The sequence below is a fragment of the Streptosporangium nanhuense genome, from assembly GCF_059358815.1.
The window spans coordinates 167,736-183,976 of sequence record NZ_JCADBG010000004.1; the positions used below are offsets into that span (position 1 = coordinate 167,736).

Annotated in this window: 16 protein-coding genes and 1 other RNA gene; 8 read left to right on the top strand and 9 right to left on the bottom strand. The window is 70.0% G+C overall.

What is annotated here, in order from left to right:
* Positions 1–19: 19 nt before the first annotated feature.
* A complete protein-coding gene (locus AC5L38_RS10605) occupies positions 20–1,141 on the top strand; it encodes a S1C family serine protease (protein WP_495242585.1) in 1,122 nt (373 codons plus the stop codon).
* Between the two features lie 248 nt (positions 1,142–1,389).
* Here AC5L38_RS10605 and AC5L38_RS10610 read toward each other — a convergent pair whose 3' ends face one another.
* Positions 1,390–2,460, bottom strand: a complete 1,071-nt coding sequence (locus tag AC5L38_RS10610; protein WP_495242586.1) for a polysaccharide deacetylase family protein — start codon at positions 2,458–2,460, stop codon at positions 1,390–1,392.
* 336 nt (positions 2,461–2,796) lie between these two features.
* On the opposite strand from AC5L38_RS10610, the gene AC5L38_RS10615 reads away from it, so the two are divergent.
* A complete protein-coding gene (locus AC5L38_RS10615; RefSeq protein ID WP_495242587.1) occupies positions 2,797–3,627 on the top strand; it encodes an MIP/aquaporin family protein in 831 nt (276 codons plus the stop codon).
* A gap of 87 nt (positions 3,628–3,714) precedes the next feature.
* Positions 3,715–5,232, top strand: a complete 1,518-nt coding sequence (gene glpK / locus AC5L38_RS10620) for a glycerol kinase GlpK (RefSeq protein WP_495242588.1) — start codon at positions 3,715–3,717, stop codon at positions 5,230–5,232.
* A 277-nt stretch (positions 5,233–5,509) separates the two neighbouring features.
* On the opposite strand, the gene AC5L38_RS10625 is transcribed toward glpK, so the two are convergent.
* Both AC5L38_RS10625 and AC5L38_RS10630 read right to left on the bottom strand, forming a co-directional pair.
* Positions 5,510–5,878, bottom strand: a complete 369-nt coding sequence (locus AC5L38_RS10625; RefSeq protein ID WP_495242589.1) for a roadblock/LC7 domain-containing protein — start codon at positions 5,876–5,878, stop codon at positions 5,510–5,512.
* Between the two features lie 75 nt (positions 5,879–5,953).
* Positions 5,954–6,865 carry a hypothetical protein gene (locus tag AC5L38_RS10630; protein WP_495242590.1) on the bottom strand — a complete coding sequence of 304 codons (912 nt, stop codon included), beginning with the start codon at positions 6,863–6,865 and terminating at the stop codon, positions 5,954–5,956.
* 494 nt (positions 6,866–7,359) lie between these two features.
* Here AC5L38_RS10630 and AC5L38_RS10635 point away from each other — a divergent pair, with 494 nt between their 5' ends.
* The 3 genes from AC5L38_RS10635 to AC5L38_RS10645 all read left to right on the top strand — a co-directional run bounded on the left by AC5L38_RS10635 (position 7,360) and on the right by AC5L38_RS10645 (position 8,452).
* A complete protein-coding gene (locus tag AC5L38_RS10635) occupies positions 7,360–7,725 on the top strand; it encodes a hypothetical protein (protein ID WP_495242591.1) in 366 nt (121 codons plus the stop codon).
* Positions 7,726–7,880: 155 nt separating this feature from the next.
* Complete coding sequence (locus AC5L38_RS10640; RefSeq protein WP_495242592.1) at positions 7,881–8,081, top strand: FitA-like ribbon-helix-helix domain-containing protein; 201 nt, start codon at positions 7,881–7,883, stop codon at positions 8,079–8,081.
* Positions 8,078–8,452, top strand: coding sequence for a type II toxin-antitoxin system death-on-curing family toxin (locus AC5L38_RS10645; protein WP_495242593.1), 375 nt, complete (start codon positions 8,078–8,080; stop codon positions 8,450–8,452). Before AC5L38_RS10640 ends, AC5L38_RS10645 begins: the two co-directional genes overlap by 4 nt.
* A 127-nt stretch (positions 8,453–8,579) precedes the next feature.
* On the opposite strand, the gene ssrA is transcribed toward AC5L38_RS10645, so the two are convergent.
* The 5 genes from ssrA to ftsE all read right to left on the bottom strand — a co-directional run bounded on the left by ssrA (position 8,580) and on the right by ftsE (position 13,399).
* Positions 8,580–8,964: a transfer-messenger RNA gene (ssrA, locus tag AC5L38_RS10650) on the bottom strand.
* Positions 8,965–9,282: 318 nt separating this feature from the next.
* A complete protein-coding gene (locus AC5L38_RS10655) occupies positions 9,283–11,178 on the bottom strand; it encodes a penicillin-binding transpeptidase domain-containing protein (protein WP_495242594.1) in 1,896 nt (631 codons plus the stop codon).
* Positions 11,179–11,180: 2 nt separating this feature from the next.
* Entirely contained in the window at positions 11,181–11,648 is a 468-nt protein-coding gene (gene smpB / locus AC5L38_RS10660) for an SsrA-binding protein SmpB (RefSeq protein WP_495242595.1), read from the bottom strand.
* A 121-nt stretch (positions 11,649–11,769) separates the two neighbouring features.
* Positions 11,770–12,678 (bottom strand): permease-like cell division protein FtsX, encoded by a 909-nt coding sequence (gene ftsX, locus AC5L38_RS10665; RefSeq protein WP_440067384.1) that lies wholly within the window; start codon positions 12,676–12,678, stop codon positions 11,770–11,772.
* A 31-nt stretch (positions 12,679–12,709) separates the two neighbouring features.
* Positions 12,710–13,399 carry a cell division ATP-binding protein FtsE gene (ftsE, locus tag AC5L38_RS10670; protein WP_012888192.1) on the bottom strand — a complete coding sequence of 230 codons (690 nt, stop codon included), beginning with the start codon at positions 13,397–13,399 and terminating at the stop codon, positions 12,710–12,712.
* 236 nt (positions 13,400–13,635) lie between these two features.
* Between ftsE and AC5L38_RS10675 the strand changes: the two genes are divergently transcribed.
* On the top strand, positions 13,636–13,827 hold the full coding sequence (locus AC5L38_RS10675) for a hypothetical protein (RefSeq protein WP_495242596.1): 192 nt from the start codon (positions 13,636–13,638) through the stop codon (positions 13,825–13,827).
* Between the two features lie 120 nt (positions 13,828–13,947).
* On the opposite strand, the gene prfB is transcribed toward AC5L38_RS10675, so the two are convergent.
* Positions 13,948–15,066 carry a peptide chain release factor 2 gene (gene prfB / locus AC5L38_RS10680; protein ID WP_495242597.1) on the bottom strand — a complete coding sequence of 373 codons (1,119 nt, stop codon included), beginning with the start codon at positions 15,064–15,066 and terminating at the stop codon, positions 13,948–13,950.
* A 75-nt stretch (positions 15,067–15,141) separates the two neighbouring features.
* Here prfB and AC5L38_RS10685 point away from each other — a divergent pair, with 75 nt between their 5' ends.
* Entirely contained in the window at positions 15,142–16,236 is a 1,095-nt protein-coding gene (locus AC5L38_RS10685; RefSeq protein ID WP_495242598.1) for a DUF8094 domain-containing protein, read from the top strand.
* Positions 16,237–16,241: the final 5 nt, after the last annotated feature.

Consider the following 16,241-nt stretch of genomic DNA (forward strand, 5'->3'; position numbering starts at 1 on the left):
GCTGGGCAAATACCCCTGTATGGGGGGATCAACGACAGGCACCGCGCTGCTGGCGGCCGCCGTCATGACGCTCGCGGGCTGCGGCCAGGACCTGCGACTGCAAACGGCGGGGACGGCGGGCTCGCCCGGCGCCCCCACACCCGGCGCATCGGCGAGCACCTCCGCCGAGGCGTCCCCGAGGGGCTCCCCCAGCACCCCCGGCCCCGTCCCGGACGCCCTGGAGGCCGCGTACGAGCGGACCATCGCCAGGGTGCTGCCGTCCATCGTGCAGATCACCACGGGGGAAGGCCTCGGCTCGGGGATCGTGTACGACACCGCCGGGCACATCGTCACCAACGCCCACGTGGTCGGGTCCGCGAGGAGCTTCAAGGTCACGCTCGCCAACGGCGGCACGCCGCGCACGGCGCGGCTGGTCGACTCGTTCGAGCTGGGCGACCTGGCGGTGATCAAGGTGGACGACCCCACCGGGCTGAAACCCGCCGTCTTCGGCGACTCCGCCAGGCTGCGGGTCGGCGAGATCGTGATGGCCATGGGAAACCCGCTCGGCCTGTCGGGCAGCGTCACCGAGGGGATCATCTCGGCGCTGGGCCGCACGGTCACCGAGCCCGGGGGCGAGGGCTCGCCGGGCGCGACGATCAGCGGGGCCATCCAGACCTCCGCGCCCATCAACCCGGGCAACAGCGGCGGCGCCCTGGTCAATCTCAGGGGCGAGGTCGTCGGCGTGCCGACCCTGACCGCCGTCAACCCCGAACTCGGCAACGCCCAGGCCCCGGGCATCGGCTTCGCGATCCCGGCCAACACCGTCAAGGACGTCGCCACCCAGATCATCAGGGACGGCAGGGTCACCAACACCCGCAGGGCCGCGCTCGGCGTCGTCGTACGGACCGTGATCGACATGAGCGGGCAGCCCGCGGGCGTCAGCGTCGTACGGGTACAGCGGAACAGCGGCGCGGAGCGGGCGGGGCTCAAGGCCGGGGACCTGCTCGTCTCGGTCGACGGCATGCCCACCCCGTCGACCCAGGAGCTGGCGGCGGTCCTCGCCCAGCTCAAGCCCGGCCAGGACGCGAAGGTCGAGATCCTGCGCCCCGACGGCTCGACGCGCACCGTGGTCGTCCCCCTGGAGGAGCTCCCCGGCGGCTGACCCTGGTCACCCCTGGGGTCACACCGGGGGACCGTCCTGGGTGCCCGGGACGCGGGGACCCAGGACGGCCGGGACGACAGCCCCGGAAGAATCGGGGAGGGTCCGGAAGAGCCCGGAAGAGTGGGGCCCCGGGGCCGCCCGGTCGGTGGGAGCGGGCGGCCGGGCCGGCGCCAGGCCGGCGCCAGGTCGGCGCCGGGCGGGTGTCGGGCCGGTGCGGGCCCGGCGATGCCGGGCCGGACGGCACCGGGTCAGTAGGGCAGGACGCGGTCGGTGAAGGACTTGGCCACGAAGGGCGCCTTGAACTTGGGGAAGGCGACCGTCTTCACGTCGCCGTCGGAGGTGTAGCGCTCGTCGGCGTTCGTCTTCAGCCAGTCGAGCCAGGCCACGGAGCAGAACTTGGCGCAGTCGCCCTTCTTGTCCATCGAGCGGATGCGCGGGATGCCCAGCGGGTCGAACTTCTTGTTGAACGGCGACAGCGCCGGGGTGTAACCGGCGAGGAACACGCCGCCGTAGTCGTAGGAGACGTCCCCCGAGGAGCCCTTGCGGCCCCACTCCTTGGTGTCGGGCTGGTTGCCGTACGGCAGGGCCAGCGTGACCGGGGGCACCTTGATCAGGCCGGTGATGAGCCGGTGGCCCGCCGCCACCTCCGAGGTGACCGCCTTCTTCGGCTTGCCGCGCAGGCTGAGGTGGTCGCGGGTGTGGTTGCCGATGTCGAATCCCTTGTCGGTGAGCCAGAGGAGCATCTGCGCCCCCTCCTCCGGCGTCGCCTTGCCGAACATGTCGCGCGTGACGTAGAACGTTCCGACGCCGCGGAAGCCCGGGTGGGTCTTGGCGACGTCCTGGAGGATCGCGACGGCGGTGTTCGGCCTGGGCAGCCCGCTCCCGTCCAGCTCGAACTGCGAGGGCGAGGAGTCGTCGAAGGTGAGGACGACAGGGTGCTTGCCCGCCGGGATGTCCATGCGGCCGGTGACGAACTCGGCCGCGGTGACCGCGACGTAGTCCTCCTTGGCCAGCCGCTCGAGCTCGGTGCGGAACTGCTTGGGGGTGCGGTCGTCCTGGGTGGAGGGCTTGTCGACCACCCGGTGGTACATGAGGACGGGCACCTGCCCGAGCTCGTTGGCCTTGACCTTGGCCGCCGCCTGCGTCTTGGCCTTGAGGAGGTTGGCCTGCGAGGCCGCGGCGGCCGACGCCTTGGCCGCGGCCGCCACCCTGGCCCTCTGCTCGTCGTTCTCGTCCGGTCCCGTCGATCCACATCCGGCCAGCACGACCCCCGTCGCGACGACGACCACACCGGCCCTGCCCACTCTGAGACGGCCCATCGAATTCCTCCAAAGCGCACTGACGATACGCTTCTCATCCCCGTCTGACCTGCGGGTTGACCTCCGTACCCGGCAAAGGTTCCCGCCTGAGCGGCCCTGGGCGGCCTCGCGCGGCTCCACCCGGGACTGGGCCCTCACAGCCGGGGACGCCGGACGGTGACAGGGATCTCACCGAGCGGAGATATCGCAAGTGCGGACGTTGACGGATATTCCGGTCACGTTACCGATGACTTAGATTGTTGACCAAAATTCAACAATTTCGTCACTTTACCGTTGACTGCCCTGGAATTCCCGCCTACCGTCCGGGCATCCGTGCGGCGTTGTGAGGGGAAGAACATGGCGGAACGCCTGAAGAACCGGGGGCTTGTCGGCGAGCTGGCGGCCGAGTTCGTGGGCACCATGATCCTGATCCTGTTCGGGGTGGCGGTGGTGGCCCAGGTCGTGGCGGCCGAGATCGGTGACCACGACAGCATCGCGTGGGCGTGGGGGCTCGGCGTGACCCTGGGCGTCTACGTCGCGGGACGCATCAGCGGGGCCCACCTCAACCCCGCCGTCACCATCGCGCTGGCCGCCTTCAAGGGATTCTCCTGGCGCAAGGTGCTGCCGTACTCACTGGCGCAGACCGCGGGCGCCTTCGTGGCGGCTCTCATCGTCCGCTTCAACTACAGCGAGGTGCTGCAGAAGGCCGACCCCGGGCTCACGATCAAGACCCAGGGCGTCTTCTCGACCCTCCCCGGCAACGGGAGCCTGCCCGTCGGCACCTGGGGCGCCTTCCGCGACCAGGTGATCGGCACCGCGATCCTGCTCCTGCTCATCCTCGCCGTCTCCGACGCGCGCAACTCGGCCCCCCTGGCCAACCTGGCCCCCTTCGTGGTCGGCCTGATCGTGGTGGCCATCGGGATGGCCTGGGGCACCAACGCCGGGTACGCCATCAACCCCGCCCGCGACTTCGGGCCGCGACTCGCCTCGTACCTCACCGGATACGAGACCGCCTGGCAGGATCAGTACGGCCAGCTCTACTTCTGGGTGCCGATCGTGGCGCCCGTCATCGGGGGTCTGATCGGGGCGTTCCTGTACCAGGCCCTGATCGCCAGGTTCCTGCCCCCCGAGGACGCCGGTCCCGAGGTGGGGCGGGTGCCGTCCGACGAGGGGACCGCCCCCGCCTGAACGGGAGCGGGACCGCGACCACGATCGGGAACCGTTACGGGGAGAGCGGCAGATCTCCCGGAGAGTCTCACAGAGGAGGCACCATCCATGCCTGACTTCGTCGGAGCGATCGACCAGGGAACGACGAGCACCCGATTCATGATCTTCGATCATGGCGGCAACGAGATAGGCCGGCACCAGCTCGAACACGAGCAGATCCTGCCCCGGGCCGGATGGGTCGAGCACAACCCCACGGAGATCTGGGAGCGCACGCGGGCGGTGATCGAGACCGCGATGAACAGGGCGGGCCTGGCCGCCTCCGACCTGGCCGCGCTCGGCGTCACCAACCAGCGCGAGACCGCGGTGGTCTGGAACCGCAGGACCGGGCGCCCGTACCACAACGCGATCGTCTGGCAGGACACCCGCACCGACCGGATCGCCTCCGCCCTGGACCGCGACGGCAGGGGCGACGTCATCCGCCGCAAGGCGGGCCTGCCCCCGGCGACGTACTTCTCCGGCGGCAAGATCCAGTGGATCCTGGAGAACGTCGACGGGGTGCGCGAGGCGGCCGAGGCCGGAGAGGCGATCTTCGGCAACACCGACACGTGGCTGCTGTGGAACCTGACCGGCGGCACCGACGGCGGCGTGCACGTCACCGACCCGACCAACGCCAGCCGCACGATGCTGATGGACCTGGAGACCCTCGACTGGGACGACGAGCTGCTGTCCTTCTTCGGCATCCCCCGTCAGATGCTGCCGTCCATCGCCCCCTCCTCCCACCCCGGCCTGTACGGCACCACCCGCGCGAACGGCCCGCTGAATGGGGAGGTCCCGCTCTCCGGCGACCTCGGCGACCAGCAGGCCGCCACCGTCGGGCAGGTCTGCTTCGGCGTCGGCGAGGCCAAGAACACCTACGGCACCGGCAACTTCCTGCTGCTCAACACCGGCACCGAGCTGGTCCGCTCCCAGAACGGCCTGCTCACCACCGTCTGCTACCGCTTCGGCGAGGAGCCGCCGGTGTACGCGCTGGAGGGCTCCATCGCGGTGACCGGCTCCGCCGTGCAGTGGCTGCGCGACCAGCTCGGCATCATCTCCGGGGCGGCGCAGAGCGAGGCGCTCGCCCGGCAGGTCGAGGACAACGGCGGCGTCTACTTCGTCCCCGCCTTCTCCGGCCTGTTCGCGCCGTACTGGCGGTCCGACGCCCGGGGCGCCATCGTCGGCCTGTCGCGCTTCAACAACAACGCCCACCTGGCGCGGGCCACCCTGGAGTCCATCTGCTACCAGAGCCGCGACGTGGTCGAGGCGATGCGGCAGGACTCCGGCGTCGCCCTCGACGTCCTGCGCGTCGACGGCGGCGTCACCGCCAACGACCTGTGCATGCAGATCCAGGCCGACATCCTCGGCGTGCCCGTCTCCCGGCCCGTCGTGGCAGAGACGACCGCCCTGGGTGCCGCGTACGCGGCGGGGCTCGCCGTCGGCTTCTGGAAGTCGACCGAGGAGCTCAAGCAGAACTGGCAGGAGGGCCGCCGCTGGGAGCCCCGGTGGTCGGACGAGCAGCGGGCCACCGGCTACGAGAGCTGGAAGAAGGCGGTCGAGCGCACCCTCGACTGGGTCGACGTGTCCTGAGCGACCGGGTCCGGGTCCGGTCCGGGTTCGGGTTCGGGTTCGATCCGGGTTCGGGTTCGGGTCCGGGTTCGGGTCCGGGTTCGGGTCCGGGTTCGGGTCCGGGTCTGGTCCGGGTCCGGTCCGGGTCCCCGGGCGGGTCCGGGCCCTTGGCCCCGGCCTGGCCCCTGGTCCTGGCCTGGCCCCTGGTCCTGGCCGGATTCCTGGTCCTGGCCGGGCCCCTGGACCGGCCCGGGTCTACGGCCCGGGTCTTTTGTCCGGGCCACCGGCGGGGTCCCGGTCAGGCACCGGCGAGCAGCGCGCCCAGCCTCTCGACCGTGGGCCGGGACTCCACGTGCAGCCGGGAGACGTCCAGCCCCTCGTCGGCGAGCACGACGAGCAGCGCCTCCTGGCGGACGGCGTAGACGACGATGTATCCGCTGCGGCAGCGGATCACCACCTCACGAAGCTCCCCCATGCCCACCTCGTAACCGGTGCGCTTGCCCAGGCCCAGCGTGGCGGCGGCCAGGGCCGCCAGCACCTCGGGCCTCGCCCCCTCGCTGTCGGCCGCCACGAGGAGCCCGTCCACGGACGCCACCGCCGTCTCCAGCACCCCGGTCACCTGATCACGCAGGATCTTCAGCTCGGCGAGCACCGCTTGCTTGGTCATCGGATACCTCCAGCGTGGGGCCCCCGGGTTTCGGCCCCGGGGAGACAAGGGCGCGGCACGGTGCCGCCTGGTGCGTCACTCACCGGCAGGACCGGCCTCTTTTGCCTCCTGCGGCAGGGATCTCGGGGCGAGCAGGGGCCGCGCGGGGACCTGTCCTCCCCCGACCAGGGCCAGTACCTCGTTGATCTTGCTGGTGCCCGGGCGGCGGCGCGGCAGCCGGGTGGCCGGGTTCTCGTCCTCGTCCTCCTCGGGCGCGGGAACGGAGGGCCCCGCTGCCGCGGAGCCGGGACCGCCGAGGTCGAGCACCCTCTCCTCGACCATCCTGGCGATCTCGCTCATCACCGCGAACAGGCCCTTGCCCAGCACGAAGGCGATGTCGCGCGGCGTGCGGCGGCCGTTCGCCCGCTCCAGGACGGCGCGGCGGATGCGGTCGGAGCCGAGCAGCGTGGGAGCGGGAACCACCGGCGGCACCGGCCTGACACGCATGGACAGGCCGATCTCCCGCCAATGCTCCGCGTGCCCCATCCGGCGCGCGGTCTCCCGCGCCAGCCGCTCGTGCCCGATGCCCGGCAGGACCGGCAGCAGCGGCAGACGGTCGCCGGGGCCCACCGACTCGGCGGCGCACGACTCGACGCCGGAGAGGACCATGGCGAACACCGCGTCGAAGAGCGCGGCCAGGCACACCGCCTCCAGGGCCGCCTCGCCGATGACCCCGCGCCCGGCGAGCTCGGCGGCCAGCCGGTCGGCGGGGGCGCCGGTCGTGTAGGCGTCGGTCCAGTCCTTCTCCGACACCCGGCCCGACCGCAACAGCAACGACTCCGGCCCGGGGGCCGCCGGGGTCGTGGCGCCCACCACGAGGCCGTCCCTGATCCACAGCGCCCCTCCCGGGCCGCCCTCGACGCGGAGCACGCCGGAGAACCCCTCGCGTGAGAGCCGGAGCAGGAATCTTCCGATCTCGCCCAGGACCTCCGGCTCCCCGGCGGTCACGCCGTCATCCCGTTCCGGGAAGGGGAGCGGCCCACCGCTCCGCGGGACGGCATCGGCTGGGTCACGGCCGACGACGGCACAAGGTCACCTCTGGTTCTGCTCGCGGGGGGCGAGTCGTTCACGTACGGGATGTGGACCGGCCTTCGCCACTTCGTCCCCCAGGTCTTCCACGGGCGCGCCCGGCCGGGAGAGGGCGTGGCCCCGGTGCCACCGCGCACCCCCGGGCTGACCCGGAGGGATCCGGGGCGTCACGCGGGCCACCCGCGTTCCGCGGGCCGGCACCGGTCGCACCCCGACCGGGGACTGAAGCGCTAGGTATGTCCCCGGATGAGCCGATCATCCGCTACTACACCATATTGCACTTCACTAACGGTAGTAGATAAGTGTACTTTACGTATCTGCAGCCACAAATTGGCTCGCCTGGACGTCTGATCGGTTGCCCGCGTCTCCTGGCGAGGTGCCGGGACGCACGCGCCCCCCCTGGAAAGAAGCTCATGAACATCGAAACCGCCCTCAAGGAAACCATGACGATCGACGGCGCCGTTGGCGCGGCGCTGGTCGACTACGAAAGCGGCATGTGCCTCGGGACCATCGGAGGCAGCCGTGACCTCGATCTGGAGGTGGCCGCCGCGGGCAACACCGAGGTCGTCCGGGCCAAGGTCAGGACCCTCTCCGCACTGAACATCAACGACGCCGTCGAGGACATCCTGATCACGCTGGCCAAGCAGTACCACATCATCAGGCTCCTGTCCGACAGCAGCGGCCACACCTTCCTCTACCTGGTGCTCGACCGCGAACGCTCCAACCTGGCCCTGGCCAGGCACCACCTCAGGCGCATCGAGAACGCGCTCACCATTTAGAGCTCACCATTCAGAGCTCACCATCTGAAGCTCACCATCTGGACACGCGGGGAACCACGGGGCGGCGTCACGGCCGGGGGCGAGTTCGTGCGGCAGCGGGGACCCTCAGAAAATGACGCCATTTTCCGGTACCACTTCTGGGTACCATCAAGATCATGGACCTTCGCCTCCGCCTTCCCGACGAGACCCACCGGCGGCTGCGCGCCGCCGCCGACGAGAACGGCAACAGCCTCAACGCCGAAATCCTGATCGCCGTCGAGGAGCACCTGGAGCGCGGGCAGACCGGCGCGGTGCGGGCCATCGCCCGCAAGGTCGCCAGGCGTGACGCCGAACTCCTCGACAGGCTCTCCAGATGACCGTCTACCTCACGAAGGCCGACGTTCTGGCCATCGCCGAGGAGATCCTGCCCTCGGTCGGCCTGCGGGACGGCGGCCAGTTGCACGCGGCGGTGCTCAGACCGCAGACCAGCGTCTTCGGGGACGACGCCTACCCCGACCTGTGGACCAAGGCCGCCGCGCTGATGCAGAGCCTGATCATCGGCCATCCCCTGGTCGACGGGAACAAACGGCTCGGCTGGACCTCGGCCGTCGTCTTCCTGGAGCTGAACGGCGAGACGCTGAGCGGCGCCGACGCCGACGCGGCCGAACCCCCCGTGATCGCCGTCACCACGGGAGAGCTGGACGAGGTGACCGAGATCGCCGGGCGACTCCGCGCGCTGGAGCCGTAGTCCACGGCGGAGCGCGCGCCGAAGCCCTTCGAAGGGTCCGCGGGAACGACGAAGGGCGGCCGGGGCGGCACGTGGCCGACCCGACCGCCCTTCGGCGATCTGCTCCGCGCGTTTCGACGCGGAACGGGGGTGGAGGTGGCGGGAATCGAACCCGCGTCCTTCAACTCCAAGACAGGGCTTCTCCGGGTGGAGCCTGCTGTGCTTTTCTCAGCCCCGGCAATCACGCAGGCAAGTTGCCGACGGGCTCAGCCACTGTAAGATTTCCCGATCTTCCCCGTGGCCGGGTCGATCGGTTGAGCCTCCTAGCGATGCCGGATCCGGGCCGGAGGCGCTCCCGGGCCGGCAGAAGTCACTCGCTGCTTAGGCGGCGAGTGCCAGGTTGCCCTGGCTGACTTCGGAGTGCGTCTTATTGGCACTTGTTGGTCGCGGTCACAGTGTTAACGAGGTTATGTCCGCAGTCCTCGACCCGCTTCACCTGACTTGTAAAGCCAAAGTCGAAACCAGTCACCCCCTGTTGAGTTTTCAACACGACCCCGAGGGGCCGAGCTATCCGAAGATACCTCTTGCAACACGGCTGACGCGAATCGAATTCCCGCCGGGCGCGCCGGTCCCCGAACGCCGAAACCCCGGGGACGCCCGCGAATGGCGAGCGTCCCCGGGGTCGACCGGCAGGGTCGAGCCGGTCCTGACGGCAGGGCTTCCCCCGAGATGAAGCCCTGATCTCATCACAGCGACCGGGTCCGCAACCCCCCAAGCGGAGCCCGGTCACTTAGAAGGACGCAAACAAGACACTCCATGGTTGCTCGGAGTGAAAAGAATATTCCGGAGAGTCACAGACCGGCGTGGAGCCCCTTGAAGAAGCGCCCGGCGACGGCCGCCCCGGCCGTGCTGTCGGAGCTCTGCGCCAGCACGGCGACGGCGACGTCCCCCTGCCACCCGACGAACCAGGAGAGCCGCTTGTTCTTCTGCGAGGCGGAGGCGGTGATGCCGTGGACGGGGTCGCCGAGGGCCGCGGCGGAACGCGCGGAGCCCGCGGTCACCCCGCTGCGCATGAAGGCACGGAGGGTCTCGATCGTCTTGTCGTCCAGCTTGACCGGGTCGGGGACCTTCGTCGGCTTGGTGTCGTCGGTCGTGGGGTCGGCCGTCTTGGGCTCGGTGACCAGGACCGGCGGGCGCCAGGTGCCGGAGGCGACGGCCCCCGCGACCAGCGCCATGGACAGCGGGCTGACCAGGACGTTCTGCCCGGTGATCGCCTTGGCCGTGGCCGCGTCGTTCTTCAGCGGTCGCATGGAGCCGCTGAACGACTTCAGCGGGAGGCTCCAGGGCACCCCGATGCCGAACTTCCTGGCGTCGGTCGTCAGCTCCGCGCCGTCGATCCTGCGGGCCAGCGCGGCGAGCGCGGTCACGCAGCCGGTGGCGAAGCTGCTCTGCAGGGTCGGCGAGCCTCCCGCGGGCCCGCCCTCCTGGTGGAACTCGGCCCCCCCGACGGACCTGTCGGCCGGGCAGGCCACCTTCTGCTTGGGGTCGATCTTCGCCCTGAGCATGCCCTCGACGGTCGTGATCGAGAACGCGGTCCCGGCGGGGAACCTCCCGAGGAGGGGGGGCGGCTTATCCGGGTTGTTGTACTGCTCGGTGCTCGACACCGCCAGGATGTCGCCGGTCGAGGCCTGGACCGCGACCAGCATGCCGGGGGTCCCGCCCAGCAGCGCGCTGTCGGCCGCCTTCTGGTGGGAGCGGTCGAGCGTGGTCCGGACCGGCGAGGTGGCGCGGTCGGGCCGCCACTTCTTGAGCTCGGTCACCTTGAGCGTCTTGAGGTCGACGGTGATCACACGGGTGTCGGTCGAGCCGGTCAGATGCTCCTGGTACGCCTTCTGCAGGCCGGTCCTGCCGACCGTGTCGCCGGCCCGCTGCGGGCCGCCGAGCTGCTGCTCGCTCTCCGCGGTGACGGCGGTGACGGTGCCGACGATCTGGGTGGGCGAGGCGGGGGCCACCGCCTGGTCCTGGGCGGAGAGGGTGAGACCGGGGATCGCCTCCAGCTGCCCCTGCAGCTGCCGGAACTTCGTACGGCTGAAGGTGACCAGCGGCACCTGGAGGTTGGGCGGCGCGGAACGGATCCGGCTCAGCAGGCGGTCCTGCGGGAAACCGGTCATCTTGGAGAGCTTCTCGCAGAGCTCGTCCGCCTCGCCGCCCTTCAGGTTGGACGGCACCACGCTCGCCACGTGCAGGACGGCCTTCTCCTGCAGCGGGTCACCGTTGCGGTCGAGGATCGGCTGGCGGCCCTCGGGGGTGACCTTCACGGCGAACCGCTCGCCCTCGCGCAGCTGGGGGTGCAGGACGCTGGGCGACCAGCGCACCCGCCACTGGCCGTCGACCAGGTGGAGCGGCAGCTTGCCCTCGTACTCCCACAGGGGGTTGTTCTCCCCCAGGTCAACCTCGGCGTCGAAGTCGGCCTCGACCTCGTCCGCCGCGCGCCGCATGCTCTTGACGTTGAAGCGGAACGAGGCCGCGTCGAGCTGGAGCTTGGCGTCCTCCAGCGCCCGGCTGACCACCTTCTGGTCGCCGTCCGTGCGCCTGGCGGCGGCGGCGTAGTCGCCCGTCTGCCAGCCGATCAGGAAGTCGCGCACCGCCTCGTGGGCCGAGGGCTCCTCGAAGCAGGCGGACAGCATGGGAGCCGTCGCCACCAGCGCGAGCGCGGCGGCGGCGGTTCGCCGGGCCCTGCCCCTCACGATCACCTGCTCCTGTGCCTGAGCGCGCGCGCCATCTCCCGCTTGGCCTGGTTCTCGGCCAGCGTCTGCCGCTTGTCCCAGTCTTTCTTTCCCTTGGCGAGGCCGATCTCTATCTTGGCCTTGCCGTCCTTGAAGTAGATGGCGAGCGGCACCAGGGTCAGGCCGCCCTCCTTGGTCTTGGAGACCAGCTTGTCGATCTCCTTGCGGTGCAGCAGGAGCTTGCGGGTTCGGCGCGCGGCGTGGTTGGTCCAGGTCCCCATGGTGTATTCGGGGATGTGGACGTTGATCAGCCAGGCCTCGCCGTCCTTGATGACGGCGTACCCGTCGAGGAGGGAGGCACGGCCGAGCCGCAGCGACTTGACCTCCGTGCCCTGGAGCACGAGACCAGCCTCGTAGGTGTCCTCGATGTGGTAGTCGTGCCAGGCACGCTTGTTCTGGGCGATTACCTTACGCCCGGTCTCACGTGGCATGCCTGGAGCCTACCGGTGACCGGAACCGCGGACCGCGCCCGCGAGCGCGTACGGGACCTGGATCGGCGCGCGAAGGCGCCACGCTCGCGGGACGGTGACGACGGACGGGGACACGGGATCGTCACACCCGCAGGTAGCGGCGGAGGGTGACGAAGGAGGCCAGCACACAGATGAGCACGCCGAAGACCATGGTGACGCTGATCACCGAGGCGACCGTCTCCCAGGACAGCTGGCTGTTGGGAGAGAGGTAGAGCTGCACCCCGTCGAAGAGGAAGACCTTGCTGACGATCAGCAGCATCGCGGCCAGCACACCGCCGATCAGGCCGGCGATGACGCCCTCCATCACGAACGGGAGCTGGATGTAGAGGTTGGAGGCACCCACCAGCCGCATGATGCCGGTCTCCCGCCTGCGGTTGTACGCCGAGAGCCTGACCGTGTTGCCGATCAGCAGCGTGGCCGCGAAGACCAGGATGATCGCCACCACCAGGGCCGCCCAGCGGAGCTTCTCCAGCAGCCCGAAGAACTTCTCCAGCAGCTCCTTCTGGTTGACCACGTTGGAGACCCCCGGGGCGCCCTTGACCGCCTCGATCACCGGCCCGTACGCCTCGGGGTCCTTGAGCTTGACCCGCAGCGACTCGGGCATGTCCTCGACCTGGATGGCCGAGAGCAGCACGGTGTTGTTGGCGTTCTGGTCCCGGAAGTTCTTGTAGGCCTCGGTCGCGTTCTCGACGGCGACGGACTCGACCTGGGACATGCCCTCGATGGTCGCCTTCAGCTCGGCCTGCTCCTGGGCGTTCACGCCGCCGCTGCCCTTGCACTGCGGGAAGGGGTCGTTCTTCTTGCACAGGAAGACCGAGACCTCGACCTTGTCCGCCCAGAAGTCCTTCATGCTGTTGATCTGGGAGTTGATCATCAGACCGACGCCCAGCAACGCCATGCCGATCGCCACGGTCACGATGACCGCGATGGTCATCGTGAGGTTGCGGCGGAGGCCGATCCAGACCTCGGAGAAGATGAAGTTTGCCCGCATGCTCTTCCTGTCGCTCTATCCGGTCCTGGTGTCAGTACGCCTGGCCGTACACGCCTCGCGACTGGTCACGGACGATCTTTCCGTCCTCCAGTTCCACCACCCGCTTGCGCATGGAGTCGACGATGGCCGCGTCGTGCGTGGCCATGACGACCGTGGTGCCGGTCCGGTTGATCCGGTCGAGCACCTTCATGATGCCGATGCTCGTCGCGGGGTCGATGTTCCCGGTCGGCTCGTCGGCCAGCAGGATCATCGGCCGGTTGACGAACGCCCGGGCCATCGCGACCCGCTGCTGCTCGCCACCGGACAACTCGTCGGGCATCCGGTGTGCCTTGCCCTCAAGGCCGACCAGCTCGACGACCTCCGGGACCACCTTACGGATGAAACGCCGGGGCTTGCCGATGACCTCCAGAGCGAACGCGACGTTTTCGTACACGTTCTTGTTCGGGAGCAGCCGGAAGTCCTGGAAGACACATCCGATCCGGCGGCGCAGGTGCGGGATCTTGAAGTTGGACAGTCGGGCGAGGTCCTTGCCGGCCACGTGGATCGCGCCCGAGTTGGGGCGCTCCTCCTTCAGGACCAGGCGGAGAAAGGTCGACTTCCCGGACCCCGAGGGGCCGACGAGGAACACGAACTCGCCCTTGTCGACATCGACGCTGACGTGGTCCAGCGCGGGCCGGTTCTGGTTCGCGTAGACCTTGGTGACATTATCAAAATGGATCACGGGCGCATCACGGCATGCCAGTCTAGGGGTTAGAACGGTCACAGGAGTGGCAGAGGGCCACTTCCGCCTCTCGCCGGCCGGGGGGCGCCGGTCTTTTACTCCAGATCGACGTTCCGGTTGGCCGGTGCCCAGTCTAGGGGGAAGACTGGCATGGAACGTCCATAACGGAAACAAAACGATTCGGCGCCTGGTAACGACCGCATAAAGTGGTTCTGACCTCGAAGAGGGAGGACGTCATGAGCTGTGAAGACCTGGTCTGCGCGGGGTGCGCTCACCCCGTGGCCGAAGGCCGCTGCCCCCGCTGCCGCGCGTACCGCGATCGGATGCACCAGAACTCCTTCGGAGGCCTGACCCCCGCGATGCTGTCGCTGCTGCTGATCGCGCTCTTCTTCCTCACCCTGGCCCTGAAGCACCTCAGCGGCACCTGACCGCCCTCGCGGGGCCTCGCCCCGGAGACGGGCGGGAACCGCGTCACGGGCGCCCAGAGGCGCCCGTGAGCGAGGTCTCCGGCCGCCTCGCCCCGCTCCCGCACGGCGGGAGAAGACGCCCTACTCGTCGGCGCCCGACTCCTGGCGGCGGGTCCAGCGGATCTCGGCCTCGATGAAGCCGTCCAGGTCGCCGTCGAGCACCCCGCTCGGGTTGCCCTCCTCCGCGCCCGTCCGCAGGTCCTTGACGATCTGGTACGGGTGGAGCACGTAGTTACGGATCTGGGTGCCCCACGACGTGGTCGACTCGCCCCGGATCTCGTTCAGCGCCGCCTTCTCCTCCTGCCGCTTGCGCTCCAGCAGCTTGGCCTGCAGGACCGCCATCGCGGTCGCCTTGTTCTGCAGCTGCGACCGCTCGTTCTGGCAGGAGACCACGATGCCCGTGGGCAGGTGGGTCAGGCGGACCGCGGAGTCGGTCGTGTTGACGCCCTGGCCGCCGGGGCCCGAGGAGCGGTAGACGTCGACGCGCAGGTCGTCCTCGTTGATGTCGATGTGGTCGGTCGTCTCCACGACCGGCACCACGTCGACGCCCGCGAAGGACGTCTGGCGCCGGCCCTGGTTGTCGAACGGGCTGATGCGGACCAGGCGGTGGGTGCCGTGCTCGCCGCGGAGCGTGCCGTACGCGTAGGGGGCCTTGACCGTGAAGGTCGTCGACTTGATCCCGGCCTCCTCCGCGTAGGAGGTCTCGTAGACGTCGGTCGGGTAGCCCTTGCGCTCGGCCCACCGCAGATACATCCGCTGGAGCATCTGGGCCCAGTCGGCGGCGTCCACGCCACCGGCCTGTGACTGGATCGTGACGACCGCCTCGCGGGCGTCGTACTCCCCGGACAGGAGGGTGCGGACCTCCAGGGCGCCGATGTCGCTCTTCAGGGACTCCAGCTCGCGGTCGGCCTCCTCCCGCGTGTCGTCGTCCTCCTCGTCGGCGGCCAGCTCGTACAGGACGGAGAGGTCGTCCAGCCGCCGCCCCAGCGACTCGATCCTGGTGACCTCGCCCTGGAGGTAGGAGAGCCTGCTGGTGACCTTCTGGGCGCGATCCTGGTCGTTCCACAGATCGGGCGCGGCGGCCTGATCCTCCAGCTCCTCGATCTGCTTGCGCATCGCGCCGAGGTCGAGCACGTCCTGGATGCTGTTCAGCGTCCCGGTAAGCTCGTTGATCTGTTCTGCCGGATCGATGAGTGCCACGTCTGTAAAGGGTACGCGACCGCCGAACCCCATACGGCAAGTACGTGTACGGCGCGCACCCCCACCATGGCTAGCATGGCCCGCATCGGGGAGCATCGGGAGGTGGACGTGCGCGAACACGGGCGACGTGGTGTGCTCGCACTCGCGCTGGCGTTGATCACCGCGACGGCCGCGACCGTGGCGTGCTCCGGTTCCGGCGACGCGCCGCCGGAACGGAGCGCCTCGACCGGCGGTGCCACGCCGGCCACCCCCGCCGCGTCCGTTCCCGCGCCGCCCCGGGTCACGCTCGCCGAGGCGGGGAAGGCGCTGGCGGGCGTCGTGGGCGCCGACGGGGTGCTGGGAGCGGCGGAGCCGCACCTGGACGCCGACCGCAGGCTCATGCAGGAGCAGACCCGCGACGGGCAGAGGGCCCTCACCTCGGCGGCCTTCAACGGCTCCGCCGAGGCCCTCCCCCACTACACGTGGGGCACGCCCCGGCTGCTGGTCCCGCGCGACCCGCGGGGCCCGCTCTGGTTCGCCGCGGTCGTGGACCGCGAGGAGCCCTCGGGCCGGGTCCGCACCGCCGTGCTGACCCTGGTGCGGCAGGACGGGGAGGACTGGCAGGTCAGCTCGACCTCGCTGCTCGACGAGGGCGTCCGGCCCCCGGTGGTCGCCACGGACGCGGAGGGGTACGCCACGGCGCTGGGCGAGGAGGACGCGACGCTGGCCATCAGCCCGCGGCTGATGGCCCCGCTGCACGCGACCTCGGCCGAGGAGGGCGAGCGGGGGTTCGCGGCGGGGCTGATCGAGGAGGGTCCGCACACCACCGGCTTCGCCGACGAGATCACCAGGAGCCGCACGGACGAGAAGGCGGACGACTGCCTGGGCTACGACTCGATCTTCGCCGCGAGCGACTACCCGGTGCACGCGCTGCGCACCGCCGACGGCGGCGCGCTGGTCCTCTACTCCCTGATCAGGACGACGACACGGACGATCAGGATCACGCCGTGCGGGTCGGACATCCCGATCCCGCCCGAGGCCAGGAAGCTGGCGAAGGAGCGGTTCATCCTCAAGGAGCTGCGCACGGTGGAGACGCAGCTGTACGTGAGCACCGTCCCGACCAAGAGCAGCGGCCGGCCCGCCAAGGTCATCGGCTATCTCGGCGGCCTCACCAAGGTCACCACGGCATAGCCCGC

Bases quoted from the DNA above. Each gene is read 5' to 3' on its own strand.
- AC5L38_RS10685 (WP_495242598.1), top strand. From the start codon at position 15,142: ATGGCCCGCATCGGGGAGCATCGGGAGGTGGACGTGCGCGAACACGGG.
- AC5L38_RS10640 (WP_495242592.1), top strand. From the start codon at position 7,881: ATGGACCTTCGCCTCCGCCTTCCCGACGAGACCCACCGGCGGCTGCGC.
- glpK (WP_495242588.1), top strand. From the start codon at position 3,715: ATGCCTGACTTCGTCGGAGCGATCGACCAGGGAACGACGAGCACCCGA.
- AC5L38_RS10625 (WP_495242589.1), bottom strand. From the start codon at position 5,878: ATGACCAAGCAAGCGGTGCTCGCCGAGCTGAAGATCCTGCGTGATCAG.
- ftsX (WP_440067384.1), bottom strand. From the start codon at position 12,678: ATGCGGGCAAACTTCATCTTCTCCGAGGTCTGGATCGGCCTCCGCCGC.
- AC5L38_RS10645 (WP_495242593.1), top strand. From the start codon at position 8,078: ATGACCGTCTACCTCACGAAGGCCGACGTTCTGGCCATCGCCGAGGAG.
- AC5L38_RS10675 (WP_495242596.1), top strand. From the start codon at position 13,636: ATGAGCTGTGAAGACCTGGTCTGCGCGGGGTGCGCTCACCCCGTGGCC.
- AC5L38_RS10615 (WP_495242587.1), top strand. From the start codon at position 2,797: ATGGCGGAACGCCTGAAGAACCGGGGGCTTGTCGGCGAGCTGGCGGCC.
- AC5L38_RS10605 (WP_495242585.1), top strand. From the start codon at position 20: ATGGGGGGATCAACGACAGGCACCGCGCTGCTGGCGGCCGCCGTCATG.
- AC5L38_RS10610 (WP_495242586.1), bottom strand. From the start codon at position 2,460: ATGGGCCGTCTCAGAGTGGGCAGGGCCGGTGTGGTCGTCGTCGCGACG.
- AC5L38_RS10635 (WP_495242591.1), top strand. From the start codon at position 7,360: ATGAACATCGAAACCGCCCTCAAGGAAACCATGACGATCGACGGCGCC.
- smpB (WP_495242595.1), bottom strand. From the start codon at position 11,648: ATGCCACGTGAGACCGGGCGTAAGGTAATCGCCCAGAACAAGCGTGCC.